At 58.8% G+C, this 26,757-nt stretch carries 26 protein-coding genes; 18 read left to right on the plus strand and 8 right to left on the minus strand.

The window, feature by feature from the left end:
• The first annotated feature begins 48 nt into the window (after window positions 1-48).
• The 6 genes from BLV11_RS18610 (at window position 49) to BLV11_RS03550 (ending at window position 6,503) form a co-directional block, all read left to right on the plus strand.
• Window positions 49-3,087: a methyl-accepting chemotaxis protein gene (locus BLV11_RS18610; protein WP_217634530.1), complete on the plus strand. Its 3,039-nt coding sequence runs from the start codon at window positions 49-51 to the stop codon at window positions 3,085-3,087.
• 24 nt (window positions 3,088-3,111) lie between these two features.
• Window positions 3,112-3,945 carry a CheR family methyltransferase gene (locus BLV11_RS03530; RefSeq protein WP_091811575.1) on the plus strand — a complete coding sequence of 278 codons (834 nt, stop codon included), beginning with the start codon at window positions 3,112-3,114 and terminating at the stop codon, window positions 3,943-3,945.
• Between the two features lie 5 nt (window positions 3,946-3,950).
• Window positions 3,951-4,556, plus strand: a complete 606-nt coding sequence (gene cheD, locus BLV11_RS03535) for a chemoreceptor glutamine deamidase CheD (RefSeq protein WP_091811576.1) — start codon at window positions 3,951-3,953, stop codon at window positions 4,554-4,556.
• A complete protein-coding gene (locus tag BLV11_RS03540; RefSeq protein ID WP_091811577.1) occupies window positions 4,557-5,621 on the plus strand; it encodes a protein-glutamate methylesterase/protein-glutamine glutaminase in 1,065 nt (354 codons plus the stop codon).
• 16 nt (window positions 5,622-5,637) lie between these two features.
• A complete protein-coding gene (locus BLV11_RS03545; RefSeq protein WP_091811578.1) occupies window positions 5,638-5,913 on the plus strand; it encodes a hypothetical protein in 276 nt (91 codons plus the stop codon).
• A 62-nt stretch (window positions 5,914-5,975) separates the two neighbouring features.
• Window positions 5,976-6,503, plus strand: coding sequence for a shikimate kinase (locus BLV11_RS03550; RefSeq protein ID WP_091811579.1), 528 nt, complete (start codon window positions 5,976-5,978; stop codon window positions 6,501-6,503).
• A gap of 83 nt (window positions 6,504-6,586) precedes the next feature.
• On the opposite strand, the gene BLV11_RS03555 is transcribed toward BLV11_RS03550, so the two are convergent.
• Window positions 6,587-7,042 carry an aminoacyl-tRNA deacylase gene (locus BLV11_RS03555; protein ID WP_091811580.1) on the minus strand — a complete coding sequence of 152 codons (456 nt, stop codon included), beginning with the start codon at window positions 7,040-7,042 and terminating at the stop codon, window positions 6,587-6,589.
• A gap of 236 nt (window positions 7,043-7,278) precedes the next feature.
• Here BLV11_RS03555 and BLV11_RS03560 point away from each other — a divergent pair, with 236 nt between their 5' ends.
• Window positions 7,279-7,677: a globin family protein gene (locus tag BLV11_RS03560; RefSeq protein ID WP_091811581.1), complete on the plus strand. Its 399-nt coding sequence runs from the start codon at window positions 7,279-7,281 to the stop codon at window positions 7,675-7,677.
• 63 nt (window positions 7,678-7,740) lie between these two features.
• On the plus strand, window positions 7,741-7,953 hold the full coding sequence (locus tag BLV11_RS03565; protein WP_091811582.1) for a hypothetical protein: 213 nt from the start codon (window positions 7,741-7,743) through the stop codon (window positions 7,951-7,953).
• Here BLV11_RS03565 and BLV11_RS03570 read toward each other — a convergent pair.
• Window positions 7,934-8,713 carry a helix-turn-helix domain-containing protein gene (locus tag BLV11_RS03570; RefSeq protein WP_091811583.1) on the minus strand — a complete coding sequence of 260 codons (780 nt, stop codon included), beginning with the start codon at window positions 8,711-8,713 and terminating at the stop codon, window positions 7,934-7,936. The genes BLV11_RS03565 and BLV11_RS03570 overlap by 20 nt on opposite strands.
• Window positions 8,714-8,900: 187 nt before the next feature.
• Here BLV11_RS03570 and BLV11_RS03575 point away from each other — a divergent pair, with 187 nt between their 5' ends.
• Window positions 8,901-9,170, plus strand: coding sequence for a YiaA/YiaB family inner membrane protein (locus tag BLV11_RS03575; protein ID WP_091811830.1), 270 nt, complete (start codon window positions 8,901-8,903; stop codon window positions 9,168-9,170).
• Between the two features lie 5 nt (window positions 9,171-9,175).
• The gene (locus BLV11_RS03580) at window positions 9,176-9,871 is read left to right on the plus strand and encodes a PspA/IM30 family protein (protein WP_175528270.1); all 696 of its coding nucleotides are present in this window, start codon (window positions 9,176-9,178) and stop codon (window positions 9,869-9,871) included.
• A gap of 40 nt (window positions 9,872-9,911) precedes the next feature.
• Here BLV11_RS03580 and BLV11_RS03585 read toward each other — a convergent pair whose 3' ends face one another.
• A complete protein-coding gene (locus BLV11_RS03585; protein WP_217634536.1) occupies window positions 9,912-10,328 on the minus strand; it encodes a DUF4399 domain-containing protein in 417 nt (138 codons plus the stop codon).
• Between the two features lie 112 nt (window positions 10,329-10,440).
• Window positions 10,441-11,142 carry a pseudouridine synthase gene (locus BLV11_RS03590; protein WP_091811586.1) on the minus strand — a complete coding sequence of 234 codons (702 nt, stop codon included), beginning with the start codon at window positions 11,140-11,142 and terminating at the stop codon, window positions 10,441-10,443.
• A gap of 102 nt (window positions 11,143-11,244) precedes the next feature.
• On the opposite strand from BLV11_RS03590, the gene BLV11_RS03595 reads away from it, so the two are divergent.
• Entirely contained in the window at window positions 11,245-12,834 is a 1,590-nt protein-coding gene (locus tag BLV11_RS03595) for an ABC-F family ATPase (RefSeq protein WP_091811587.1), read from the plus strand.
• 128 nt (window positions 12,835-12,962) lie between these two features.
• Here the strand turns inward: BLV11_RS03595 and BLV11_RS03600 are convergent, their stop codons facing one another.
• Complete coding sequence (locus tag BLV11_RS03600; RefSeq protein ID WP_091811588.1) at window positions 12,963-13,241, minus strand: peptidylprolyl isomerase; 279 nt, start codon at window positions 13,239-13,241, stop codon at window positions 12,963-12,965.
• 328 nt (window positions 13,242-13,569) lie between these two features.
• Between BLV11_RS03600 and BLV11_RS03605 the strand changes: the two genes are divergently transcribed.
• From BLV11_RS03605 to lpoB, 4 genes are all read left to right on the plus strand, one after another.
• Window positions 13,570-16,491 carry a fibronectin type III domain-containing protein gene (locus BLV11_RS03605; RefSeq protein ID WP_091811589.1) on the plus strand — a complete coding sequence of 974 codons (2,922 nt, stop codon included), beginning with the start codon at window positions 13,570-13,572 and terminating at the stop codon, window positions 16,489-16,491.
• A gap of 80 nt (window positions 16,492-16,571) precedes the next feature.
• On the plus strand, window positions 16,572-18,083 hold the full coding sequence (locus BLV11_RS03610) for a COG3014 family protein (protein WP_245725903.1): 1,512 nt from the start codon (window positions 16,572-16,574) through the stop codon (window positions 18,081-18,083).
• A 22-nt stretch (window positions 18,084-18,105) separates the two neighbouring features.
• Window positions 18,106-18,504 carry a DUF1425 domain-containing protein gene (locus tag BLV11_RS03615; RefSeq protein ID WP_245725904.1) on the plus strand — a complete coding sequence of 133 codons (399 nt, stop codon included), beginning with the start codon at window positions 18,106-18,108 and terminating at the stop codon, window positions 18,502-18,504.
• Window positions 18,505-18,515: 11 nt separating this feature from the next.
• Window positions 18,516-19,115, plus strand: coding sequence for a penicillin-binding protein activator LpoB (lpoB, locus tag BLV11_RS03620; protein ID WP_091811591.1), 600 nt, complete (start codon window positions 18,516-18,518; stop codon window positions 19,113-19,115).
• Window positions 19,116-19,136: 21 nt separating this feature from the next.
• Here lpoB and BLV11_RS18195 read toward each other — a convergent pair whose 3' ends face one another.
• Window positions 19,137-21,107, minus strand: a complete 1,971-nt coding sequence (locus BLV11_RS18195) for a Clp1/GlmU family protein (protein WP_175528271.1) — start codon at window positions 21,105-21,107, stop codon at window positions 19,137-19,139.
• A gap of 260 nt (window positions 21,108-21,367) precedes the next feature.
• Here BLV11_RS18195 and BLV11_RS03630 point away from each other — a divergent pair, with 260 nt between their 5' ends.
• Window positions 21,368-22,150, plus strand: coding sequence for a crotonase/enoyl-CoA hydratase family protein (locus BLV11_RS03630; RefSeq protein ID WP_091811592.1), 783 nt, complete (start codon window positions 21,368-21,370; stop codon window positions 22,148-22,150).
• Here BLV11_RS03630 and BLV11_RS03635 read toward each other — a convergent pair.
• Window positions 22,140-23,036 (minus strand): haloalkane dehalogenase, encoded by an 897-nt coding sequence (locus BLV11_RS03635; protein WP_091811593.1) that lies wholly within the window; start codon window positions 23,034-23,036, stop codon window positions 22,140-22,142. The genes BLV11_RS03630 and BLV11_RS03635 overlap by 11 nt on opposite strands.
• 85 nt (window positions 23,037-23,121) lie before the next feature.
• Between BLV11_RS03635 and BLV11_RS03640 the strand changes: the two genes are divergently transcribed.
• Complete coding sequence (locus BLV11_RS03640) at window positions 23,122-23,670, plus strand: DUF1415 domain-containing protein (RefSeq protein ID WP_091811594.1); 549 nt, start codon at window positions 23,122-23,124, stop codon at window positions 23,668-23,670.
• A gap of 22 nt (window positions 23,671-23,692) precedes the next feature.
• On the opposite strand, the gene BLV11_RS03645 is transcribed toward BLV11_RS03640, so the two are convergent.
• Window positions 23,693-25,780 carry a TerB family tellurite resistance protein gene (locus tag BLV11_RS03645; RefSeq protein ID WP_091811595.1) on the minus strand — a complete coding sequence of 696 codons (2,088 nt, stop codon included), beginning with the start codon at window positions 25,778-25,780 and terminating at the stop codon, window positions 23,693-23,695.
• A 222-nt stretch (window positions 25,781-26,002) separates the two neighbouring features.
• Here BLV11_RS03645 and BLV11_RS03650 point away from each other — a divergent pair, with 222 nt between their 5' ends.
• Entirely contained in the window at window positions 26,003-26,746 is a 744-nt protein-coding gene (locus BLV11_RS03650; RefSeq protein WP_091811596.1) for an SGNH/GDSL hydrolase family protein, read from the plus strand.
• Window positions 26,747-26,757 lie beyond the last annotated feature (11 nt).

Consider the following 26,757-nt stretch of genomic DNA (forward strand, 5'->3'; position numbering starts at 1 on the left):
GGTGCTGCAATCACCGGTACAACTATAAACTCCTCAGGAGGGAACGGCATGCCTCAATCAAAACAGCTATTTTTGTCGGCTCTGCTTCCACTGGGGGCCGTGCTGGTCCTCAGCGTGATCGCGCTGGTGGGTGCAGGGTCTGAAAGCACGGTTCAGATGCTGATGGCGCTGAATACCCTGGTCGCTGTGGTGGGACTTTTCTTCTCGACTCTGGCGGTTCGCAGTCTTATCGGACAATTAGGTGCAGAGCCCGGTGACCTGAAGCTGGCAGCCGAAGCCCTGGCCAACAACGACTATGCCCGGGTATCGGCCGCCGGTGCCGAGCGTGGCACCCTTATGGCTTACCTCGGCACGCTTCGGGACCGACTGGCGAAAAGTGATGAGGATTCGGAGTTCACAACCCGTATCAGCCAGGCCATTGACCGGGCAGACACCAATATCATGATTGCCGATGCAGACCGCAATGTAGTGTACATGAATGCGTCGGTGGTACAGATGCTGCGCAATGCGGAAGGCGATATCCGCAAGGATCTGCCCAGCTTCTCCGTCGATACCGTGCTGAATGGCAGTATTGACCGTTTCCACAAGAACCCAGCTCACCAGATGAAGATGCTGGAACAGTTGACCGATACCTACCGGACACAGATTAAACTCGGAGATACCACCTTTAGCCTGATTGCCAACCCGATCTTTGGGGATGATGGCCGCCGGTTGGGGACCGTGGTGGAATGGAAGGATCTGACTCTGGAGCTGAAGGCCGATGAACTGGCGGTGTTCAATACCCGCATCCGTCAGGCCATCAATGGCGCCAGCACCAACATCATGATTGCGGACACTGACCGCAAAGTTGTTTACATGAATGCGGCAGTCGCCGACATGCTGCGTCATTCCCAGTCGGAAATCCGTCGTGATCTGCCCGATTTCGATGTCGACGATGTTCTGAATGGCAGCATTGACCGGTTCCACAAAAATCCGGCCCATCAGATCAAGATGCTGGATGAACTGCGGGACACGTACCGCACTGAGATCAAGCTTGGCAACACCACCTTTGGCCTGATCGCCAGCCCGATATTCTCGGAAACCGGTGAGCGACTGGGAACGGTCGTGGAGTGGAAAGACCGGACTCTTGAGGTCAAGGCCGAGGAACTGGCGGTATTTAACAGCCGGATCCGTCAGGCGATCAATGGTGCGAGCACCAACATTATGATTGCCGATACTGATCGCAACGTTGTCTACATGAATGCAGCGGTTGCCGACATGCTTCGGAATTCCCAGTCTGAGATTCGCCGTGACCTTCCGAACTTCGACGTCGACACCGTTCTGAACAACAGCATTGACCGGTTCCACAAGAACCCGGCACACCAGATGAAATTGCTTGCTGAGCTGAAAGACACTTACCGCGCCGAGATCACGCTGGGGGCGACGACCTTTGGTTTGATTGCCAACCCGATCTTCTCGGAAGAAGGTGAGCGTCTGGGGACTGTGGTCGAATGGAAAGACCGCACTCAGGAGATTGCAGCGGAGCAGGCCGCTGTTTACAACACGCGGATTCGCCAGGCGGTGGATAACTCCAGCAACAACATCATGATCGCCGACGAGAATCGAAATGTTGTTTACATGAACAAAGCCGTCGAAGACATGTTGCGCAATGCACAGGACCAGATCCGGAAGGATCTGCCGCAATTCAATATCGACGATGTCCTCAACGGCAGCATTGACCGTTTCCACAAGAATCCGTCTCATCAGATGAACCTGCTCAGTCATCTGCAGAGTACCCATCGCGGCCAGATCAGGTTGGGCGCCAACACGTTTGGCTTGATCGCCAACCCGATCTTCGGTGCGAACAACGACCGTCTTGGAACTGTGGTGGAGTGGCTGGATCGTACTGAGGAGCTGAAGGCTGCCAGCGACGTGACCAATCTGGTCACCGCTGCATCGGCAGGTGACTTTACCCTACGGATTCCGGTGGAAGGCAAGGAAGGCTTCTTCCTTGATATGGCAACCGGTCTCAATCAGTTGATGGAAACCTCTGACCGGGGCCTGAATGATATTGCCCGGGTTCTTGGAGCCATCGCTGAAGGCGACCTGACCGAGCGGGTAACAGAGGATTACCAGGGCACCTTCCTGGAACTGAAGAACTTCTGTAACCGCACCACCGAGAACCTTACCCGGATGATCGGTGAAATCCGTATGGCGTCGGAGACAATCCTCAGTGCCTCCGGCGAGATTGCATCCGGTAACGCTGATTTGTCCAGCCGTACCGAGCAACAGGCATCCAGCCTTGAGGAAACCGCCTCCAGTATTGAGGAGCTGACCTCCACGGTACGAACCAATACCGACAACGCCAAGCAAGCCAACGTGCTGGCGGAGCAGGCGACGGATGTTGCCTCTGACGGTGGCGATCTGATCCGTCAGGTGGTGACCAATATGGAATCCATTAACCAGTCGGCGCAGAAGATCAACGACATTATCGGGGTTATTGATGGTATTGCCTTCCAGACCAACATTCTCGCGCTGAATGCTGCGGTGGAAGCCGCCCGCGCAGGCGAGCAGGGCCGTGGCTTTGCGGTTGTTGCCTCGGAAGTGCGGACTCTCGCACAGCGTTCCGCTGATGCTGCCAAGGATATCAAGCAGCTGATCTCCGATTCGGTGGCCAAGATCGAAGGTGGTAACGCCCTGGTCAACAAGTCCGGTGAAACCATGGATGAGATCGTCACAGCGATCAAACGGGTCAACGACATTATGTCTGAAATCGCCGCTGCGTCGGTCGAACAGGCGAGCGGGATTGAGGAGGTCAATACCGCGGTTGGGCAGATGGATGAAATGACCCAGCAGAACGCGGCATTGGTAGAAGAAGCTGCGGCCGCTGCGGAAAGTCTGCAGTCCCAGGCCGGGCAGTTGCAGCAGAACGTGTCTGTGTTCCGCCTGGATGACTCGATGGCAGCCCATACAGCCAGTGCGCCGGCGTTGACGCCGAGCCCTGCGCCAAGGCCCGCCAAAGCGGCAGCCGACGTTCGGAAGCCGCGAAATTCTCAGCCGACAACGCCGCCGGAGGGTGATGCCGAAGACGATTGGGAGTCCTTCTGACGTGGCGGCGGGTGGTCAACAGCGATGACGCAGATGGAAGCCGTCCAGAGGGAATTTGAGTACCGCAAGGAAGACTTTCAGGCCATCCGCCAGATTCTCTATCGGGCTGCCGGCATCAGCATGTCCGACAGCAAGGAACAGTTGGTGTATAGCCGGATTGCCCGGCGCCTGCGGGCGCTGGGCATGAGGTCTTTTGCGGATTACCTGGACTATCTCAAAGGCAGCAGTCAGGAGCAGGAAGAGTTCGTAAATGCGTTGACGACGAACCTCACCGCGTTCTTCCGCGAGTCCCATCACTTTGACATTTTGGCGGGCTATCTGAAACAGCACCGTGCTCCGGGGCGTAAATTCCGGCTCTGGTGCGCGGCGGCCAGTACCGGTGAAGAGCCCTATTCCATGGCCATGGCCGCGATTGATGCGCTTGGCGACAATCCGCCTGTCGAAATTCTCGCGACGGATATCGATAGCAAGGTCCTGGCTCATGGACGGCGAGGGGTGTATCAGGAAGAACGGGTGAAAGACCTCACCCGCAATCAGTTACGGCGGTTTTTCAAACGGGGGACGGGGCCCAATGCCGGGCTGGTAAAGGTTCGCAAAGAGGTCCAGCGTCTGGTGGAGTTCCGGGAGTTGAATCTGTTGTCGGCAAACTGGCGGCTGGATCCACCCTACGACCTGATTTTCTGTCGCAACGTAATGATCTACTTTGATAAACCGACTCAAACCAAGGTGCTGGAACGGATGCTGCCCTTGATGCGCCCGGATGGTTTGTACATTGCCGGGCATTCCGAAAGCTTTGCTCACCTGTCGAAGCTGGTACGGCTGGTTGGCAAGACAACCTATCAGGCCGTGGGCGGGTAACCGGTATGGCGCTATCGGAGGGGCAGTGGGCAGGAAACTCCTATTATGACCGACATTTCCAGCGGCAGGCGGTCAAGATACTGCCGGGGGAGTACTTCACCACCAGTGGCCACGAGGTGATTGTCACGGTGCTGGGGTCCTGTGTTGCCGCCTGCCTGCAGGATCCGGGGACGGGTATCGGGGGCATGAACCACTTTCTGCTGCCCCAGAACTCGGAGGATGACAGTTGTTTGTCGGCCCGCTATGGCGTTAATGCCATGGAGTTGCTGATCAACGAAATGCTGGCTATGGGGGCGGTCAAATCCCGCATCACTGCGAAGGTTTTTGGTGGGGGGCATGTGATTGAGGCCATGTCCAGCAACCGTGTCGGCACGCGTAATGCCGAGTTTGTTGAGGGATTTCTGCGCAATGAGCAAATCCCCATCGTAGCCAGCGACTTGTGCGGCGACTATCCCCGGAAGGTGTATTTCTTCCCGGATACCGGACAGGTCTGGGTCAAAAAGATTCGTAATCTCAAGAACGATACGATTCTGGTCCGGGAACAGTCGCTCAGGGAGCGTCTGGCACAAGACCAGGTGGCTGGCAGTGTAGATCTGTTTTTGGAGTCATAGATGGCGATTTCGGTTTTAGTAGTGGATGACTCAGCACTTATTCGTCAGGTTTTGGGAGAAATGATACGTACGGCTCCAGGCTTCCGTCTGGTGGGGGCTGCAGCCGATGCCTATGCTGCCCGGGACCTGGTGAACAAGTTTGCGCCCGATGTCATTACTCTGGATATCGAGATGCCGCGTATGGACGGGCTGTCCTTTCTGGCCCGTTTGATGAAAGCGCGTCCGACCCCGGTGGTGATGGTGTCGACCCTGACTGAAAGTGGTGCCGACGCAACCCTCAAGGCACTTGAGTTGGGGGCGGTGGACTACGTGGCGAAACCTAAACTTGATATCAAACGCAATCTTGAGGCCTATCGCAGCGAGCTGCTCGAAAAGCTTCAGGTGGCGGCCGCGGCAGGAGAAGGCATTCGTCGTGTAGCCGGCCAGCGGGGGGCCTCCCCAGAGCGGATTTCCACCACTTTGTCGGTCCAGGGGACCGAGCATATCGTGGCCATCGGCGCCTCAACAGGGGGCACTGAAGCCATCAAGACCGTGCTGGAAATGCTGCCCGTTGGCATGCCCGGTATAGTCATGACCCAGCACATGCCCCCGGGTTTTACCCGGTCGTTTGCCGAGCGGCTCAACCGCAGTTGTCGCCTGAATGTACTGGAAGTGCAGGGCGGCGAACGTATTCTGCCGGGTTACGCGTATCTGGCGCCCGGTGACCGGCATCTGCTGGTGGAGCGCTCAGGGGCTGACCTGATCTGCAAACTGTCGGACAGCGAACCGGTGAACCGGCATAAGCCAGCGGTGGATGTGATGTTCGATTCGGTGGCTGAGGTTGCCGGTGCCAGTGCCACGGGCGTGCTGTTGACCGGCATGGGTAAGGACGGAGCGGTTGGCATGCTGCACATGCACAACAGCGGCGCCCGTACCTTTGCCCAGGATGAAAAAACATCCGTTGTCTATGGTATGCCCAAGGAGGCTGTAAAACTGGAGGCCGTCGATGAAGTGCTTCCATTGACGTCCATCGCGGCCAGCCTGGTGGAACACATAAAACGGGTCAGCAAGGGCAACCGGGTCTGATCAGGGCAGCTGCAGAATGATTAATCAGAACGACAGCGTACTGGACGAATACATTGGCGCCATGTTCGGCCAACCGGTGTCACCTCCGACGTCGGGAACCCTGTTCCCGGACACCCTGGAGCCGGTCCGGGCCGACCGTTCTTTGCAATGCACCTGGGCAATGCCCTGTAATCAGACCGAAGCAGTGACGGCTGCGCTAATGCTGTGGCAACTGTTCCACGGCTTGCCCGCTGGTCGGTTACGTGTGACGCTGCATCAACGGGGCCGGGCCATGCTGGGAAGATTCCGCTGACCAGCGTCTCTGCCCGGAAACCTGGCTTCGGCCAGAGTGCATCCCGGAATGTCAGGCAAACCATGGGCAGACATCAACGAAATATTGTTTTGATCGGCATGCCGGGCAGTGGCAAGAGTACGATTGGTGTGCTGTTGGCAAAGGCCCTGGCGATGGGGTTCATTGACACTGATCTGCTGATCCAGGCTGATCAGGGCCAAACCTTGCAGGCCATCGCCGACGAACATGGCTATCAGTACTTTCGAAACGTTGAAGAAAAGGTGCTATGCCAGCTCGAGGTCTGCGGCCAGGTCATCTCGACCGGGGGCAGTTCGGTATACAGCGACCGGGCCATGCGGCACCTCAGGCAGAATGGACTGGTCGTATTTCTCGATGTCCCCCTGGCGGCGGTCCGCGAACGGATCGGAGATTATAGCCTGAGGGGAATCTCCCGGCGGCCGGGGCAAAGCCTTGATGACCTGTTCCAGGAGCGTTACCAGCTCTACGCCCGTTATGCGGATATCACCGTTGACGGCGATCTCGGTTCTCAGGGTGAGGTCTGCGAGGAAGTTCTTCATGCATTACCGCCATTGGTCACGGGCGGCGTATGATGCTGGTCAGGGCCTGTCATGAAAAACGGCAGCCACTCCACGGTTACCCGGTCGTGACTGCCGCCCTGTAAGCAACGCCCGTGTCAGAAGTGGACCACGTGTGGCCGCACCAGGCGTTCATAATCCTGGTAGCTCATCTTCATCACTTCATCGTGGCTACCAGCATTGAACGCGATACTTTCATCCTCCCGCAGATGTTCGCTGACAAACGTTTCCATATTGTATAGGTTGCCAAACGGTGGCATGGCCCCGATATCGCAGTCGGGGAAGGCGTCCCGCAGCTCGCTCTCGTCGGCCAGGGTGATGTCGGTGGCTCCGATGGCTTTTCCCAGTTGTGCCAGATGCACCTGGTCAATCGCTGGCAGCACGGCCATTCCAACACGGCCCTTGGCCTTGAAGATCACCGATTTGGCGAACGACTTGCCGGGAATGTGTGCGGCCTGTGCGGTGCGCATGGCGTCCGGAGTGGGGGAGTGAACCTGGGTCTGGTAACGGACCGGATGCTCCTCCAGGTAACGTTGGAGTCTTTCGCTGATCATGGCGAATCCCTCCTCTAGGTGGTTGTGACAAAACTCGTCCCTGTCAGACAGACATCCCTCCTTTTCAGTATAGACCTCACCTTCATCCGGGTTAATGACCGAATCCGTGGCTGGCGCTTCCGTGCGGCCCGGCAATGAAGGTATCTACGGATTGAGCCCGACTATCGTCGTCTGGAGAATGCGCTACCTTTCTGTTTGTATTGCCTTTTCGGAAAATTTCTCAGTTGGAGCCCTGTATGGTCGGAACGCCGGCGGATATTGTTTTTCAGAGTTATGGTCGTTGTTGCAAGAGCGAGCAGTTCTTCGTTGATTTTTATGATTACTTTATGGCCAGCTCACCGGCCATCAAGGATCGATTTCGTGTGACCGACATGAGTCAGCAACGACATTTGCTGCGTAATGGAATCATGCAGCTGGTGCTGTATGCCCGTGGCATGTCAGATCGCAAGCTGCGGTCACTGGGGGAATCCCACAACCGCTCCGGCTACAATATTCCCAGTGAGTGGTACAGCCTGTGGCTTGACTCGCTGATGAAGACCGTCAGCAAACATGACCCCGAGTATTCCCGGGCCCTTGATACCTGCTGGCGGGACGTGTTGACGCCCGGCATCGACCTGATCCGGGACGCCTACTGATAAGCTGATCGGTGCGCACGGGGACCGGGTCGTACACGCGGTATCTGCAGCGGAGGGCAGGGCATGGACTTCCGGCATGGCATCGAACAAATTGTTGCGGATAGGGAACACGGCTCAGGCTGGCTGGTTGCCCGGATCAGCTGGTTACTTGAGTCCGTGCAGGAGCGGCCGCAGAGCGTCAGCTTTTGCGCTGGGGGCGTTCCCCTTGCCGCTCACGTTCACCTGATGACCGAGCCGCCTGATTGCGACGGGGCTGTCATCGAATGGGGCGCGTAATCCCATGGCCCGGGTAGAGCTTGTTATCACCTGACTTGCGGTACTGCTGGAAAACCGACACCTCCCAGGGCCGGATGGCCATCATCAAGCTCATCCCGAAACGTTGGTCCAGCGGCAGTGACAGGTCTTCCTGGTGACAATGGCGGAAATCGAGTGCCAGCCGTCTGAGCTTTTGCTGCATCACCTCGTTGGAACGGGGGGACAACATGCCGTTGAGAAAGAGCCGCAGTTCTCCGGGCCGATTGAAACGGCAATTGAAGAAGTCCGTCTGCACGTGGGACTCGAAAAAGTCCTGAATGGGGCCGTTCTTCTGCCAGTGGAAGTCGTGGGTGATCAAAGGTTTGATCCGGTTGCCGGGTAGCAGTTCGATCAGGCCCATACGATCCAGCGTGGCAAGTCGCTGAATCACCTCGGTTTCGCTCAGGGTGTAATGTTCAAGCATCTGCTGGAAGGTCCAGCGATTGAGCGTGCAGATGGCAACGAGCAACAGCGAGATATCGGACACCAGTTGTCGTTCCTGTTCGACCGCCAGCTGGTTGATCCGGGGCTCGGGCTCCAGCCCCCGTACCAGATCACTGATCTCCAGTCCCATCACCGCGCATATCTGATCCAGCCGTTTCAGTGAAAACTGCCGTTCTGCAAACAGCCGCTTCACGCTGGCTTCGGAAAGATCCAGCGCCTCGGCCACCTGTTGATAGGTCAGGCCGTGTTCCTTCAACGCTTTCTTCAGTGCATCCACAATCGCCGTGGTTTGGGCCATGGTTCCGGATCTCTTGGGTTTGGGTATCAGTATTCAATACCAGATGTTTAGGGTTGTGCAACTTTTAGGCTTTCTGTGGCCGGCGCTGGCGCTGGCAGGAATAGTGTCCTGCAAGCGGGCACATCGTGCCCTATGGACTCCGGATGGAGTTGAAGCAACAACCCTGTGAAAGCAGTTGGAGATGGACATGGACAATGAGCTTGGCAGTAATTCAGCGGGATGGATGTTCTTTGTGAAGGCGTCGTTTGCCATTGCCTTGCTGGCAACGGCGCTGGGTATCGTATTCGCCCCAATCGATATCCTGGTCAAGGGTTATATGGGGATTTGCGCCCTGTTTCTGGTGAGCACCGCCATCACTCTTTCAAAGACCATGCGTGATGATCACGAAAGCAAGCGTATCCACAACCGGTTGTCTGAAGCGCGGGCTCAGCAACTGTTGAAAGAATACACGGAGTAATGGCCATGATGATCTGGAGAAAGGTTGGAACCCTGTTTCGCGCGTCGGTACAGGAGCCTGCGGAAAAGCTGGTGGACGCCAATGCCCTCAGAATCCTGGCACAGGAACTGCGGGAAACCGAGCAGGCCATGATCCTGGCAAGGCGCGAGTTGGCGAACCTGATGGCGGAATCCCGGCAACTGGAACGCAGCCGTGAACATCTGTCGAAAACCATTGCGTTGCGAGAATCCCAGACTCGGGAGGCCATGGAGAAAGGGCACGAGTCCCTGATGCTGGAACTGGCGGAACGCATCGCCGCGGATGAGAACCTGCTGCAGGAGCAGCGTCAGCATGGCGAGCGCCTGGCGGCCCAGGAGAAATCCCTGCGCAGCCATCTGCAGGAGGCGGCGCGGATGCTGCAGCACTACAAGCGGGAAATGAGTCTGGCTCGGGCCAACGACAACGCCGAACAGGTACTGCGGCAGCTCGGCAGCCAGACCGTGGGGCTCAGGGCGCATATGGGCGACCTGGACGCTTCTCTGGGGCGTATCAAGGAGCGTCAGGCACGCTTCGCGGACGTTAATGATGCTCTGAAAGAACTGGATCAGGAAGCCCGTGGTCATGACCTGGATGGGCGATTGCAACAGGCGGGAATTGCGACCGGCAAGCAGGATGCGAAGGCGGTACTGGATCGGCTGAGGAGCGGGGCGGGGCAGAACTGAGGCCGGTAGGCCGGGCCGGGGTTATCCCGGCCCTTGGGGATTATTCTACGGTGATGGTGATTTTGTCTGACATCACGGGTGGGGTATGGGGGATATGGTCCTTGTCGCCGAGGAGCAGCTGGAGGGTGTGCTCCCCGGGTGGCAAATCCAGGGAAACCTGGGTCTGACCACCACCGAAGTGGCGGTGCTGGTCGTCTGAGGCGACGGGCTGGTCCATGGGGGGCAGCTCATCCAGATTAATCAACAGATGGTGATGGCCCGTGTTGTCGCGGTCGGTACCCGCTGGCGCAACGCCCATGCCGGACAGCCCAAACTGAATGACAACCGGGGACGACACCGTCGCGCCGTCCATCGGTGAGAGGATTTGGGTACTGGCACCGTCCGGCGCGGTGGTAGCCTGAGCCATCAGGGGCAGGGTAAACAGGGCGGCTGCACCAAGGGATTTTACCATTCGCATCATTACGTTCTCTCCTTTGCCAATCCTGGCTTGTGTTTTTTTGACGTCTTCAAGCATAGAAGAGAATGTCGCAAAGCGGTAACAATCTGGCCGGCGGGCGTGGCAGGTAGTGTTAGAGCCGGGGGCTGATCGAGGCAATCTCGTGTTGGGTCAACGAGCGGCTACCGCCCGGGGCAAGGGTCGGGTCCAGATTGATGGCCCCCATCTGTTCCCGGTGCAGCCTGATTACCCTGTTCCCTACCGCGGCAAACATGCGCTTGATCTGGTGGTAGCGGCCTTCGTAGATCGTCAGCCTCACCTCATTGGGAGCCAGCAGCTCAAGATCCGCCGGTGAGGTGGTCAGGTTTTCCGGCTTGAGGTCGATACCCCGGGCAAAGCGATCCGGGGTGTCGGGACAGATCGGATAGGCGGTGGTGACCCGGTAGACCTTGGGTGATTTTCGTTGCGGATCCGTCAGCTGTCGTGACCATAGTCCGTCATTGGTGAGAATCAGCAATCCAGAGCTGGCGCGATCCAGGCGGCCACCGATATGCAGGTGAGGGCGGAGTTCGGGGGCAATCAGCTCCATCACGGTTGGATGCACCGGGTCGCTGGTGGCGCTGAGATACCCGGAAGGCTTGTGCAGCATCAGGTAGTGGGCCTGACGATGCTGGAGTACCTGGTCATCTAGGCTAACGGTATGAAACTGGTGAATTTCCTGTTTCAGGTTCCGGCAGACCTCGCCCTCGACACAAACCCGCCCGCTGGCCACCAGCAGGCGTGCGGTCTTATGGCTGTGTTCGGTATGTTTGCTGATAAAGCGTTCCAGTCTCATGGGTAGGGATTATCCGGCCTGTCATGAATTGTGTACACCCTGTACAATCGCGCCCTTTCTTTGCCGGTCTCCGGTTGCAGCTCTCATACGATAGGTTCTCCTTTGATTTCCACCGCCAATATCACCATGCAGTTCGGGGCCAGGCCCCTGTTTGAAAACGTCTCCGTCAAATTCGGCAACGGTCACCGTTACGGTTTGATCGGTGCCAACGGCTGTGGCAAGTCCACCTTCATGAAAATTCTTGGTGGCGATCTCGAGCCCTCGGCCGGCCAGGTGATGCGTGAGCAGAACAGTCGTCTGGGCAAGCTGCGGCAGGACCAGTTCGCCTATGAAGACTGCACCGTCATGGACACGGTGATCATGGGGCATGAAGAGCTCTGGCAGGTCAAGGTTGAGCGGGACAGGATCTATTCTCTGGCGGAAATGAGCGAAGAAGACGGCATGGCCGTGGCTGACCTGGAAGTCCAGTTTGCAGAAATGGACGGCTATACCGCCGAATCCCGTGCCGGTGAACTGTTGCTGGGGCTCGGCATCCCGCTGGAACAGCACAGCGGATTGATGAGTGCGCTGGCGCCGGGCTGGAAGATTCGGGTGCTGCTGGCGCAGGCGCTGTTTTCTGATCCTGATGTACTGTTGCTGGACGAACCGACCAACCACCTGGACATCAATACGATTCGGTGGCTTGAGGATATTCTGGTCGCTCGTAACTCCACCATGGTGATCATTTCCCACGACCGTCATTTCCTCAACAGTGTCTGCACCCATATGGCGGATCTGGATTATGGCGAGCTCCGGCTGTTCCCGGGCAACTACGACGAGTACATGACGGCGGCCACCCAGGCCCGTGAGCGCATGTTGGCAGACAACGCCAAGAAGAAGGCGCAGATTGCCGAATTGCAGACGTTTGTCAGCCGCTTCTCCGCTAACGCTTCCAAGGCCAAGCAGGCCACCTCAAGGGCAAAGCTGATCGACAAGATCCAGTTGGAAGAAGTGAAGCCGTCCAGCCGGGTCAGCCCGTTTATCCGTTTCGAGCAGGTCAAGAAACTGCACCGTCAGGCGGTGACGCTGAAGGATCTTGGCAAGGGCTTCGATGACATGACGCTGTTCAGCAAGCTGAACCTGCAGATTGAGGCCGGTGAGCGGGTAGCCATTATCGGCCCTAACGGTATCGGCAAGACCACGCTGCTCCAGTGCATGGCCGGTAAGCTGGCCCCGGACGAAGGTGAAGTGAAGTGGACCGACAGTGCCGATGTGGGTTATTTCGCCCAGGACCACAAGGACGATTTTGACAGCGATGACACGCTTTCGGAATGGATGGCGCAATGGACCACTGGCGGGGAGCAGCTGGTGCGCGGCACCCTGGGGCGGATGTTGTTCTCCGGCGATGATATCGGCAAATCCGTGCGGGTGATTTCGGGGGGAGAGCAGGGGCGGATGTTGTTCGGCAAGCTGATCCTGCAGAAGCCGAACGTGTTGTTGATGGATGAACCCACCAACCACCTGGACATGGAGTCCATTGAAGCGTTGAACCTGGCGCTTGAGAACTATCCCGGCACGCTGATTTTTGTCAGCCACGACCGGGAGTTTGTGTCATCACTGGCCACCCGGATTGTCGAGCTGAGTGCTGATGGTATTACCGATTTCAGTGGCAGCTATGATGATTACCTGCGCAGCCAGGGCCATATAGCCTGAGGCGGGTGTTCTGAAGAGCCCAAAGAAAAAGCCCGGAAGATACCAATCTGACCGGGCTTTTTCATGCCTGCCGTTAACTGTAACGGCAAGCTCTGGGGGCAAGGATCGTTCGCCGATCCTGCGCCCGATCAGCTACGGCTGGTCACTTCCAGCAGGTGGTAGCCAAACTGGGTCTTGACCGGGCCGAGTACTTTACCGACTTCACCGGTGAAGACCGCCTTGTCGAATTCCGGCACCATCTGGCCCGGGCCAAAGGAGCCCAGATCACCGCCGTTGCGACCGGACGGGCAGGAAGAGTGCTGGCGGGCGACTTCGGCGAAGTCCTGACCGCCTTCGATGGCCTTCTTCAGTTCTTCACATTTGGCTTCACTGTCGACCAGGATGTGGCGTGCGGTTGCCTGTGTCATGGTGTTGTCCTGTTCTGATTGATGTGTTGGCATGGGGGATGAGTTCCCGCTGAACCCAGAATGCTGCCTTCCACGGGGGGCGCTGGCAAGTACTTTATTGCCTGAGCGTGGGGGGATGATCGTGGCGGTTTGGGCAGGGCTGGCCCATACTGGTACAAAAATTAGCCGTTTTTGATTGCGACAGGGTATCGGAACTGGATCGGGCCGGCAGAGCAGCCATGTTTGGTGCTTCGGTCATCCACCAAAGACTCCGGCGATTTCTGAATCGTTAGCGGGCTTTTGCCGGGGGCGTCTCAGCGTCCGTGGCTGCAAAAGCCAGGGAGATTTCATGATGCCAGCCCTCTCGGTTGTTCCTGCCCGTACGTTTATTCATTGTCTGTTTCACCTCATGTTATTGCTGGCTCTGGTTGCCGGAGGAACGGGGTTGTCGGCGGCCCAGTTGCTGGTGTCCACGACGGCTGACCGTAGCAATCCAGTGACGCTGGAGGCGGCACCGGTCGAGGGCGTGATCTATATCTTTGTCGGCGCCGCACCCGATGCTGATCAGGTCCGATTCTATGTCGATGGCTCCCTGGTGCAAACGGAAAACACGATCCCCTGGGATTTTGCCGGAACCACGCCTGAGGACCTTGCCGCACCGTTTGATACCCGCACCATTGCAGATGGCCAGTATCAGGTCAGCGCAACGGTGTTTTCGAGCACCGGCAGCGAGACATTGAGTGCCGCGCTGCACGTCGCGAATGAGCCTCCTCCCGAGTCGGGGGGGGATGCCCGCCAGCTGCACCTGGGCTGGGAGAGTGATCCGGCCACCTCACTTTCAGTCACCTGGTTTGGTGGCGCCTCCCTGTTTACTCCACAGCTCCGCTATCGTCTCAGCGGAGACAGCAACTGGCAGTCACTCTCCGGGGAGGTGAGAACCGAAGCGGATGCTGGCCGCTATCTGATTGCCCACATGACGGGGTTATTGCCGGCGACAGCCTATGAATTTCAGGTCACATTGGGCACGGATGTCTGGAGCCGAACTTACCGCGGCCGAACCCAGCCTGCGAAGGGGCCTGCGAATCTGAGTGCGGTGTATGTCGCCGATACCGGGCTGATTGGCCGCGACGACGGTCTCACCACCGGTACCGCCGCGGTGATTACCGAGATTGCCATGCTGGAGCCGGGGCTGGTGCTGCTGGGGGGTGATTACGTTTACTTCGACACCGACAAGCGGTTCGGGACGTTGGAACGCAGCATCGGCGTGTGGTTCGAGCAAATGGCTCCGGTGGCCGAAACAGCACCAATGATGCCGACCTGGGGCAATCACGAAGTGCGCCTGCAGGAGACTGTTGAAACCTGGCTTCCGTTCTTTGCCACGCCTGACGGCTGGAACAACCGCCGTATGTATAGCTTTGATGTCGGTGACGTCCATTTTGTATCGGTCTACGGCTTTCATGAATCCCAGCAGATGACACAGGATGCGATAGACTGGCTTGCCGCAGACCTGGAGCAGGCAAGCCAGGCCGGGCAGCGTTGGCTCGTTCCGTATTTTCACGCGGCACCGTTCTCAGAGGGTACCAATCATCCGTCGGCGCTGACCTTGCGCCAGCAACTGGGGCCGTTGTTTGAAGCTGCCGGAGTCAAGGTGGTGCTGACCTCCCATGATCAGTCCTATGAACGAACCTTCCCGCTGACCGGGGTGCCCTCCAGTATTTCATCGACCTCATCGAACAATCACTGCTATAGCCAGGCGGATGGTGTCAGTTGGCTCAAGGTCTCACCGGGCGGCAAGCTCAGTAATATCTCCAGGGACTTCTCCCCCTGGCGGTCACCGGAAGCCCCCTACTGGACGGCAGCCCGGGATAATACCCGTCACCATTTCGCTCACCTGATCGTCACCGCAGACGGGGAGCTTACTGTCGATATCTATGGCGTGGCCGGTGACGCCTATGACGCTGGCGTACCGGTTCGGCGCAGTGACCGAGTGCGTTACACCTCGCTTGGCTGCGCTCCGGAATTACGGGCGGAACCGGGCCAGCTCACCTTTGCGCTGGATCCGCAGGGCAGCGACAGTCAGGAGGTCCTGATTACGTCGACTGGCAATGCCGTGGCCTTCGAGCTGAGTCAGCTGCCTGACTGGCTCTCGGTGTCGCCATTGTCGGGGGTAACACCGGCAACCGTGACGTTCACCGCCAATGCGCAAAACCAGCCGCTTGGGTCTCAACGGGCGGTGCTGGAAATATCGGAGGGTGCGGCCAATGCCGCCTGGCTGCCTGTTGACCTGACCGTCGGCGCCGCCAGTTATGGCCTCTGGCTGGCAGATAATCCCCAGAGGCTGTCGCCCCAGCCACTGGATGATCAGGTGTTGCAGGGCGATGTGTACGTGTTTACCCAGCCGGATGACAGCGTGGCCCGGGTAAGGTTCTACCTGGATGATCCCGGTGCCAGCGGCAGTGCCCTCAAAACCGAGAATGTCGCACCGTTCGACCTGGGGGGCACGTCAGGCGATGATACGGCCTTACCTTTCGACACCCTCTCGCTGGCCGATGGGCGTCATAGCCTGACCGCTCGGCTTGACCTGGATAGCGGGGGACAGATCCTGGTGACCAGTGAAGTTCAGGTCCAGAATCAGGCTGCCCGGCTGGCCCTGTCTGCAGGCACCGTATCGATGACGGTTAATTCCCCGGACAGCTATGCCGAGACCACCGTGTTGGCCGAAATGACCGACGGTCAGACCCCCGGTTATAGCAGTGAGAGTGATTCAGGCTGGTTGACGGTATCTCCGGGTTCCGGCCAATTACCCCAGTCGCTGGTGCTGGCGGCCAATACCCAGGGGCTGACTCCGGGCAGCTATCAGGGCCTGGCCACCGTCACCGCAGCGACGGGTGAGCAGGATTCGGTGGTGGTTAATCTGGCGTTCGATGTGGCCCAGCAATACCGGATTGAGGTGAGCGACTTCCCGGACCGACGTGATCCCGGGGAGTTGAATGGTGCGGCGCTGAGCGCGGGCAATGTTTACGTGTTTGTGCCGGATTCAGCAGATATACGCAAGGTTGAGTTCTTCCTGGACGATCCCGGTTTCGATGGCAGCCCCATCAAGGTGGAAAACCGGGCCCCCTGGGACTTTGCCGGTACCGAAACCAAGCCACCGCGGGACGCGATTGGCTATGACCTCAGTGGCCTCTCCGGTGACCATGTGATATCAGCACGGCTGCGCTTGGCCGATGGCGAGGTGGCGGTACACGCCGCTTTCACGGTCGTCCCCTGATACTGACCTGCCTGCTCCGTTCGCCCGTGATTTACGGTAGGATGAGCGCTCTGGTGTCGTAGAGGTCGAAGGATAGATGCGTGAGTGCGGGTAGGCGTGACGGGGGAGTCTGGCTGGGAATAGCAGCCCTGGTGTTGCTGGTGACCGGCTGTTCGTCATTTAGTCAGCGTGATCAGATGGCCCGTTTCAATGCCGCCTATGCGAGCGGCGAGTATGTGCTCGCGGCGGAAGCCATGGATTATGACGCCGATGAGTTCGACGACCCTGGGACATCCGGTCGTTCTGAGTCCGGTTCCGATGTACTTGAGTCGCTTCACCAGGGCGAGGCTCTGCGGCTGGCAGGAGACTATGCTCGCTCGGTTGCCGCTTATGACCGGGCTGAGGCTGGCATGAAGTACCTCGATACCGAAGGCAATCTGATCGCGGTCTGGGACAACCTTTCGTCCATCCTCCTTAACGATGCCAGCCTTAACTACCGTGCGTTGATGTCCGAGGCGATTCTGGTCAATACCTACAAGGGACTCGATTTCCTGGCTCTGGCTGATGCTGCGGATGCCCGGGTAGAGTTCAACCGGGCGGATGACCGTACCCGGCGAGCGGTGGACTTTTTCTCTGAGGAGATCCGCGATCGGCAGCAAGATCTCCAGCAGGACCCGGCCAATGCCCGGATGGTTTACCGCACGCTGGACAGCCGCGACCTGCAGCAAGCGCTGGATGAGCGCTACGGCAATCCCTCGCAGTGGCAGGTGTTTGCCGATTACATGGTCCCGGCCAGTACTTACCTCCATGGCCTGTTTTTCCTGGCCGCCGGTACCGGGGGCGCTGATACTGACAAGGCGCTGACCTCACTGCGGCGGGTCGCCGGGATGGTACCCGGAAACGAGGTGTTGTCCCGGGATGTGGCGCTGGCGGAAGCCCTTGCTTCCGGGCGGCAATCGCGTCAGCAGCTTTCGCCACAGGTCTGGGTGGTCTATGAAAATGGCCTGGGACCGGTGCTTGAGGAGGTTCGTTTCGACATACCCCTGCCGGTATCGCACAACGACTATGGCCAGATTGTCTTCGCGGTTGTTGCTTTACCCCGTTACCGGGACCGTTCCGCGGTGCCTGGCCACCTGGTGGTTGCAGGCGCCGATGAAAAGCCCGCAGTGACTGAACCCATGGCATCCATGGGGCGGGTAATCCAGACCGAGCTGCAGGCCCGATTCCCGGGTGTCTTGATGCGGGCGGTGTCTGCGGCCGTCCTGAAAGGCATGATTCAGGTTGAGGCGGCCGAATCCATGGGGGCACTCGGTCAGTTCGGGGCAATCCTCTATACTGTGTCAACCACTCAGGCTGACTTGCGGAGCTGGCAGGCGCTGCCTGATCATTGGCAGGTGGCCCGGATTGAACGCCCTGCCGATGGCCAGCTTACGCTGACTGACAGTCGTCAGGGTGTACTGGGAACACTGGAGCTACCGCAATGGCCATTTACTCTGGTCTATATCAAGCGGCCAACCGCAGGCAGCGCAGCCACTGCGATGGTGCTGGATCTGCAGGGTGAACATGCCGGCCAATACCTGACGCTGCCCGCGGGCTCTGGGACAGAGAAGTAATGACGTGAACAGGGAGAAATGAATGTTCAGATCAATGTTTGTGGTTACTGTGATCGCGATTGCCGGAGCGATCGCAGCCTGCGCACCGGTACAACCCGAGCGGGAGTATGTGCAACGTGATGACCTCAAGGTCGATCCGGAAGTCCGTCAGTTTCTGGTGGTCAGGGAACTCCTGCAGTCCAGAGTTGAGCAGCCGGGCGGCGGCAGTCTGCTGCAGATCCAGTTCTCGGTGGAAGCGTATGAGGACGCGGATCTGGAGTGGGCGGTCACCTGGTTTGATGATGCCGGCATGCGGGTCCCCTCGGTCGGGGAAGGTTACCAGCCAGCCCATGTCCTGATGGGGCAGACCCGCTTCTTTGGCGCCATTGCACCCCATGAGCGGGTGACCAGTTATCAGTTACATCTCCGGGAAGACCGTTAAGGAACCTGTCCATGAAAAAATTGCTCACCCTGACCCTTTGTTCCACCCTTCTGGCGGCCTGTGCCGCACCCGCCCGTTACGTAGACCCTGCCGCCGATGATGGTGCGGTGACCATGACCATGGATTACCGGGATTTTGAGCGGGCCGCTGATGATGCCGTCCAGGATCTTCTGGCCAGTGGCGTCGTGGATAATCCCAGTGGTGAACGTTACGTCATGGTGGTCAGCCGGATCACCAATGACACCATGCAGCGGATTGATACCGACCAGCTGGTAAAGAAAATCCGGGTGGCACTGCTTCGCTCCGGCAAGGTGGTTACGACCACCGCAGTGGGTATCGACGGTGCCGAGGATGAAATGAACATGGCGGCGAGGGAGCTGCGGGCGTCGGATGAGTTTGATCAATCCACCGTGCAGGAGAAGGGCACGCTGCAGGCCCCGGATCTGAGTCTCTCCGGCAAGATCATCCAACGCAACCACCGGGTCGAAGATGAGCAGCAGGTAGAGTATTACTTCCAGCTCAGCCTCACCGACCTGCGCCAGGGGTTCGCGGTCTGGGAAAACGAAACGCCCATCATCAAACGGGGTCCGAACGACTCGGTGAGCTGGTAAACGCCGGACTCGGACACCGGGTCAGCCGCTGGCGGGCTGGTGTTGGGGAATCAGAACCCGATGAGTGTACTGTTGCAGCTCCCGGTACACGTCATCGCGACGTTTTTCATAGCGGTGGGAGAAGTGGAAGGCCACCAGCTGGCGAACCCGGGCCCGGTTGGCGATGAGAGCACAGGCTTCTGTTGTGAGGTGATGGGTACGATCGGCCTGGGCCTGGTCTTCAACCAGAAATGAGGACTCACAGAACAAAGTATGAGCGTTTCTGGCCAGGCGGGTCAGGCGCTTGATGTTTTCCTCGCTGGCACCGAAGTCCGTGGCATAGGCCAGTTTCTCCCCCGGTTCCACCAGCAGCAGCGTCTGAACCAGCTCCTCCACGGTCAGTGACTGCCCATTTTCCAGAGCAATGCGTTCGGTCCAGCGGGCACCGAAATAGCCTTGCTTTAGCTGCTGTAACCAAGGGCCCGGGGTCAACCCGAACTGTGCCAGCCTGTCCTTGCGCACCCTGATCTGGCTTTGTGGCTCGTAGGCGTACGCCAATACCGGCGTGCCGTGGTCCAGCTCGGTGGCTCGAACCACAAAGCCGGGTTCCCGCACGATCATGCCATCGTCGACGGGCTGGTCGGCCAGCCGCTCAGGCCCGCGGCTTGCAGCGGTCAGGCGCCAGCGACGCAGGTGATCGCCAGACCATTCGTGGATCTCGAAACAGGGACCGCGATCGTCCACCCGGTCCCAGAGAATCCCATTCATCATGCCCCAGATGTGCTGGAGCAAGCCCGGTGGGCCGAAGACCCGGCAGGGCGGAAAGTGTCCGATACGGCTTCGCAGAAACCAGACAAATCCGCCGATATGATCGGCGTGGGCATGGGTAAGGAACAGGTCGGATACCTGATGAGCGGCTCGCAGAGGCATGCGGCCGGTGTCGCCAAGGTCGAACAGAAGGCTGCGGTTGTGGTGGAGCAGCCGCAGCTGGAGCAGGGGATCGCCCATGACCCCGTTAACCAGTGACGCCACCGCATGGCCAACCCGCAGGGCGATCTGGGGATCCTCGGCCACACCGGTCAGTGCCCCCAGCTCTGCCCGCACCTCCACGGCTGGTGGTCGGACCGGTTGGTCCGCAGGCGGGCCTTGCCGGCTGGGGCGGCTCACCGTTTGCAGCTGTCCGTCCCGAAATGCCGCATCCCTCACAAGCAGGCGGTCCGCGCCTGTGGCCGGGGCAGCGATGGTGGCCGTCAGGATGCCGTCAGCGAGTGTCAGGGCCTGGCCCAGGGAGAGTAACTGCCCGTCCCGATACAATGCGAGCTGGCGTCCCTGCCAGTCGTTAGGCACGTCAGGAGGTGTGCCGGTGAGCGCCAGGCTGTCGAGCCGGGCTGACCAGGTTTGGCCATGGGCGAGATAGTCCTGCCATTGCTGGCTCAGCTGTTGCCGGCGTTCGGCTCGCGACTGGCCAGACGTGCTGTCCGGAACCCGCAGGAGTATCAGTTCCAAAGGCGGCGCAGCGGGGATCTGGCCTGCCGCGGACAGATCATCGCCCTCGGGGAAAAGCAGTACATCCGCGTTGGCCGACTCAATCAGGGCGGGTAGGAGTTCAGCGGCAGCGATCCCGTGAGTCAGACCCGGGGTATCCAGTATCAGGGTGTAATCGTCGGTGCCGAGAAGTGATGGAATCCGGGCCAGAAGTTGGCGCACGCCCATCAACAGTGGCAGGCGGAACCGGCCGGCGTCCAGCGAACACAGCGGGTTTACGGCCAACACCCGCCATTGGTCGCCATCGAACTGACCGAGACTCAGGGTGCCGGGAAGACCGAAAACTGACCGTTCCGGGGCGCAATTCAGGCAAACAGCCCGCTGGCCCCGTGCCTGTAATGCGGCCATCAGTGAGTGTATCAGGATGGATTTTGAGGCGCCGTCCCGGCCCAGCAGGACTGCCCGCCAGTGCTTGGGGAACCGGTGGTCGATGAACGCTTCTGCAGTTGACGGATCGCTGCCAGACATAGGGCTGCTCTCATCATGGGCCGTTTCTGGAGGGCGTCTGATCCATTGCGGTGAACGGGTCATTCATCACTTCACACAAACGCGTTTTGGGGGCTGTGCATGATTATTACTATGCGCTACTGTTTTGAGTAAGCAAACCTTTGGTAGCACCCTAAGCAGGTCCGGTCACGGAAACCTGCTCCTACTCTACGAAAGGCAGGCCGCGCCGACGGGGATTACAGTCGGGATTTCAGAACAACAAGAATCTCAGGACATTGCCCATGATGAACCCCCTTGTAACCGTTGAACCTGTGGGTCCGGTTTGTGTCATTACCATCAATCGTCCGGAAAAACGTAACGCCGTCGACCGTCACACTGCGGATGCCCTGCGGCAGGCGTTTGAAACCTTTGACGCGGATGATGCCCTCAAGGTGGCGGTGCTGGCTGGCGCCGGAGGGCATTTCTGTGCCGGTGCCGATCTCGAAGCGGTGGCGGATCCGGCACGTCGCAATCAGGTTGAGCCGGATGGTTCCGGCCCCGGCCCTCTGGGGCCAACCCGTATGCTGCTGACCAAGCCGGTGATTGCTGCGGTATCCGGCTATGCGGTTGCCGGCGGTCTGGAACTGGCGCTTTGGTGTGATCTGCGGGTGGCGGAGCGCTCTGCTGTGTTCGGCGTGTTCTGCCGCCGCTGGGGCGTACCGTTGATTGATGGTGGTACTGTGCGTCTGCCCCGCCTTATCGGTCAGAGCCGTGCCATGGACATGATCCTGACCGGGCGACCGGTCTATGCCGAAGAGGCGCTGCGGATGGGCCTTGCCAATCGAGTGGTGACGGACGGTGACGCCCGCGCCGAGGCAATTCGTCTGGCCATGGATCTGGCGGAGTTTCCCCAGCGGTGTCTGCGGGCAGATCGACTCTCGGTTCATCAGCAGTGGGATTATGATTTGCCCAAGGCTTTGGAAAACGAGGGTGCCGGTGGGCACCCTGTGGTGTTGGCAGAGGCGCTGGCCGGCGCTGACCGTTTCGCTCAGGGGGCAGGCCGGCACGGCTCATTCAAGAAGTGACAGCCTGACCCAGAACCCCCAGTATCGCCTGGGCAAACTGCACCGGCGAGTCCTCCTGCAGGAAATGGCCTCCGGTCAGGGTAATATGCGGCAGCCCTTCCGCTCCCGGGATCCGTTCCTGCATATAGCGATCGCCACCACGGGTGATCGGGTCGCCGTTGCTGAAGGTGGTCAGAAAAGGCTTTTCCCAGCGTTCCATTACCTTCCACGCCCTCCGGTTGGCATCGCTGGCGGGGTCGTCTGGAGTCACCGGCACCAGGCGGGGGAAAGCGCGGGTGCCGGCCTTGTACTTGCGGTTAGGGAAGGGCGCGTCATACGCCCTGAGTTCGTCGGGGCCCAGTTTGCGAAAACAGCCCGAATTGATAATGCGTCCTATGGGGAACCAGGGGCTGTGCAGCGCAAAGTTCTTCCACAGGTGAAATGCCGTCGGCACTTTCTGGTCGCCGGTGGGGAGCATGCCGTTGCCGACCACGATGGCGCGGAAGCGTGCGTCATTCTCGGCGGCCAGTCGCAGCCCAAGCAGTGAGCCCCAGTCCTGGCAGACCAGGGTGATGTTGGTCAGCTCCAGCTGGTCGATCAGCAATTGCAGCCAGTCCATGTGGCGCTGGTAACTGTAGTCGCCGATGTTGCCGGGTTTGTCCGATTTTCCAAAGCCGATCAGGTCCGGAGCGATGACCCTGTGGCCGGCCGCAGCGCATATCGGGATCATATGACGATAAAGGTAGGACCATGAGGGCTCGCCATGCAGCATCAGGATCGGGGCGGCATTTCGGGGGCCTTCGTCCACGTAATGCATTCGAAGCCCGCCGACGTCGGCGTAGTTAGGGGCGAAGGGATAATCCAGCAGGCGTTTGAAACGGTGCTCCGGGGTACGCAGTACTTCCATAGGGGAATCCCTCAACGGTGAGATTGGAATTATTGTAGACTCTGCACGTTAGCAGAAATTTCTCCGGCCATCAGGACAGTCCCGTTTGAACCAGCAGCCCTATATTGACGCCACCCGCAACTGGCTTGAGTCAGTCGTGATCGACCTGAACCTGTGCCCCTTTGCCAAGCGCGAGCTGGTCAAGGCGCGAATTCGCTTCGCCGTGACGGATGCGGTCACCGACGATTCATTGCTGCTGGCGCTGCACGATGAACTCCAGGTTCTGGATACTGATGAATCGGTGGCCACTACCCTGCTGATACACCCTCAGGCATTGCAGGATTTTCATCACTATAATGACTTTCTGGCGGAAGCGGATGGCCTGTTGGCCCATCTGGGCTATGAGGGCACCTACCAGATCGCCAGTTTCCATCCCGACTACCAGTTTGGCGGTACCGAACCGGACGATGTCGAGAATTACACCAACCGCTCGCCATACCCTATGCTGCATCTGCTGCGGGAAGACAGTCTGGCGGAGGTCATCGACAGCTATCCTGACACTGACACCATCCCCCGCGATAACGTGGAGCGGGTAACCGCGCTGGGGAGTGAGCACATGCGCGCGCTGCTGAAGCGTTGTCTGTCCGAAAGTTAGTGTTTCGCCCAGGACACTGTGGCTAGACGTGCTTCAGCAGGAAGTCGTCGCACTGCACCGCACCACAGGCCTCCATCTCGGTTTTCATGTCCAGATTCAGGGTGCCAATGATGCGCCGAAGAATCTGTTGCTCCGCCTCGCGGAAGACACCATCTGCATGGGCAATGGCGGAAGCGGTCTGGATCATCAGCTCGGCGATGATTAGGCGATTTCTTAAGGGCTGAAGCTCAATCAGTGCGACCCCTTCTGAAGACTCCAGGTTTTCGCTGCGCCAGTGCTGGATCGTCGCAGCCATGCCGTTGATGCCTTCATCAACCCCGAAATCCAGTACACCTTTCTCCGACAGCTTGATCAGGCAGTTCCGGAAGATCTCCCGTTCCGGTTCATCCAGCACGCCATCAGCCAGTGCCACCGCGGCGGCGCTGGTCGTCAGTGCCTTTTTCAGAATTCCCGGGTCGAGTTTGCCGGCTTCAACCCGCAGCTGATGGTCATTGCGTTCAATAAAGCGCAGCACCCGTTGCAGGGGGGAACGGTAACGATTATTGCGATACCACTGGGGAATCAACGCTCCGATAATGGCCCCCGAGAAAGCCCCTTGGGTGAGAGCCAGCCACAGACTGGCCAGACTTTTGTCTTGAAGATCTGGCAGCTTGGTTCCGGAAAACGGATACAGACCGTGCATGGCGGCGTGGGAAAGGTAGGATGCCAACAGCAGGATCAACGCCATGATGGCGGCATCCTGAAGCCGGCGGCGGGGGCGCAGGGCATTACCCAGATCACAGAGCCAGCCTACACCGAAGGCGATGGCAAAGGAGCTGAACAGGTAAGGGTAGGACCAGGACAGGGCGATCAGCAGCTTGTCGAAACTCTGGTCGTGGCCAATGCCTTCGAAGGTATAACGGGTCAGGCGCAGGGCTGAAATGATGAACAGGCTGGCTGCCACGGCAAGAACCCCGGAGCAGGCATAGCCCAGCCAGGGGCGGTGTCGGGTGGCTTCAATGTCGGCGAACTGCCAGCGACTCTTGGGGTAAATGCCGGCGAATGCCGACAGGCCATAGTTGGCGGCCATCAGTAAGGCGAAGAAGATGATTTCGCCGATCAGCGCGAACGAAAGGTCGCCGGATGGCAGGTAGCGAACCGTGGAAATGCTGACGAACAACAGCAGAATCAGGATCGATAACTGCAGCAGCTGCACCGCACTGAGAGCGTCCGAATCGTACCTTGCCGGCTCGAACCCCAGGCTTTCAATCGCCCGGTAGCGGGCCGTACGGCTGCGTTCCACATCCAGTACAGCATGGGCGGTGAGCCGGCAGAGTTTCATGAACAGATCGCGACCGTCGATCATCAGGGTTTCTGCCATTTCCCGCTGCAATTCTGATGTTGTGCTGGCGGCGTTCTCCAGGCGGCGGTAGTAGGCCGCAATGCGCGAGCTGTACGTGGCGAAGCCCACCAGCAACTCTTCAATCTCCGATTCCCGGCTCTTGAAGAAGCGCTGGTAGCGGTAGTCATGGGCGTCATGCCACTGGCGTACATCCAGCAGCAGCGAACACAAACGTGCCCAGGCGTAGGCCGGGGCGCCATGGTCCTTGAGGAATCGCTCGGGCAACTCGATGTTGTAGGTTCTGGCCTCCCACTCGATATGGGCGGCTTTTGCCGGATGCACGTAGTAAGGCGCACGGTACATGCGGTGAGCCAGCTTGACCGCATGGCCGGGGATTTCCGCCAGGTCCCAGAACAGCCTGAGCAGATGGCGGTCAATGCTTTTCAGTATGGGAAAGTTGGGGAGCAGTGCGGTGAAAATCAGGGCGGTGGTGATCGGGCTCTGGATCAGTTCACTGACGGTGACCTCGCCATGACTTTCCGTAGGTTGTGCCTGGTTGAGTGCCAGCAGCTTGACGACTATTTCAGGGGAGATCCAGGCCATCACCGTGACCAGCCAATAGAGCGCGACCAGGGTCATGGCATAAAGGCAGAAACAGGCAAGAAACCTTGGCCGGGTGGTGGTGCTGCGATTGGACACCGGGGTGTTGTAGCGACCGTACGCATGAAATGCGATAAAGATTGCCCCGATTGCCATCTCGAGGGCTTCTGTCGAGGAAAAGAGGTCCATGGCAGCGGCCCTCCCTGTCGCTTTCTTAAGAGCATAGTTGCCCCTGCGAAAGCCCGCCACTCCAACGGGTTTCGAGGAAGTGAGGAATTACTGCTGAGCAATAGCTGATGATGTGTTGTGTCTGGCTATTTGTTAACCAGTTATCAGTTCCCTTCTGATTGCTTTGATTAAATGCAAGACGCAGTTCTTGAGTAAATAATCAACAATAAACAGGGAACGACGATGAAAACAATAACCTCATATATCAAACCGCTGCTGGCCCTGGTGCTGGCTGCAGCATTGACCGGATGTGGTGGTGCCGGTGGCCTGCTGAGTAATCCCCGGGTGGTCGATGCCGATAATGACCAGGTCATCACCATCGGAGACTCGATCTTTGCGCTTTCTGGCGAATTGCAGGACTTCCTTGAACAGGACGCCGGCCAGACCTTTCGCCGATACACCCTGTCAGGTGCTGAACTTGCCGGAGGCGCCGTGGCGACCTCCATCGTCGATCAGTACCAGATTGCCCGGTCGGATAATCCGGCCATCGACACCGTGGTTATGGATGGCGGTGGCAACGACATCCTGATCCCGGCAATCATGTTTGACCCCTACGACTGCAAGACCCAGTGGTATGAGTTCGGTCAGCTCAGTCGCAGCTGCAAAGACCTGATCAACGATATCTATGTCGATGGCGTTAACCTGCTGAACGACATGCATGCGGATGGCGTCGATCACGTGATCTACCTGGGTTACTACTACACCAAGAATGGTTTGTTCCTGCTGGACAGCATGGAAGAGGCCGTGGACTACGGCGATACCCGGCTCGCCCAGGCCTGCCAGTACTCGGCAGTGAACTGCCAGTTCATAGATCCGCGTTCCGCCATCAACGATGGCGATATCATTGCCGACGGCATTCACCCGAATACCACCGGTTCCCGAAAACTGGCCAACCTGATCTGGCCGCGACTCCAGCCGTTGCTGTAGACGTTCCCCAT

The sequence above is a fragment of the Marinobacter mobilis genome (assembly GCF_900106945.1).
Lineage (GTDB): Bacteria > Pseudomonadota > Gammaproteobacteria > Pseudomonadales > Oleiphilaceae > Marinobacter > Marinobacter mobilis.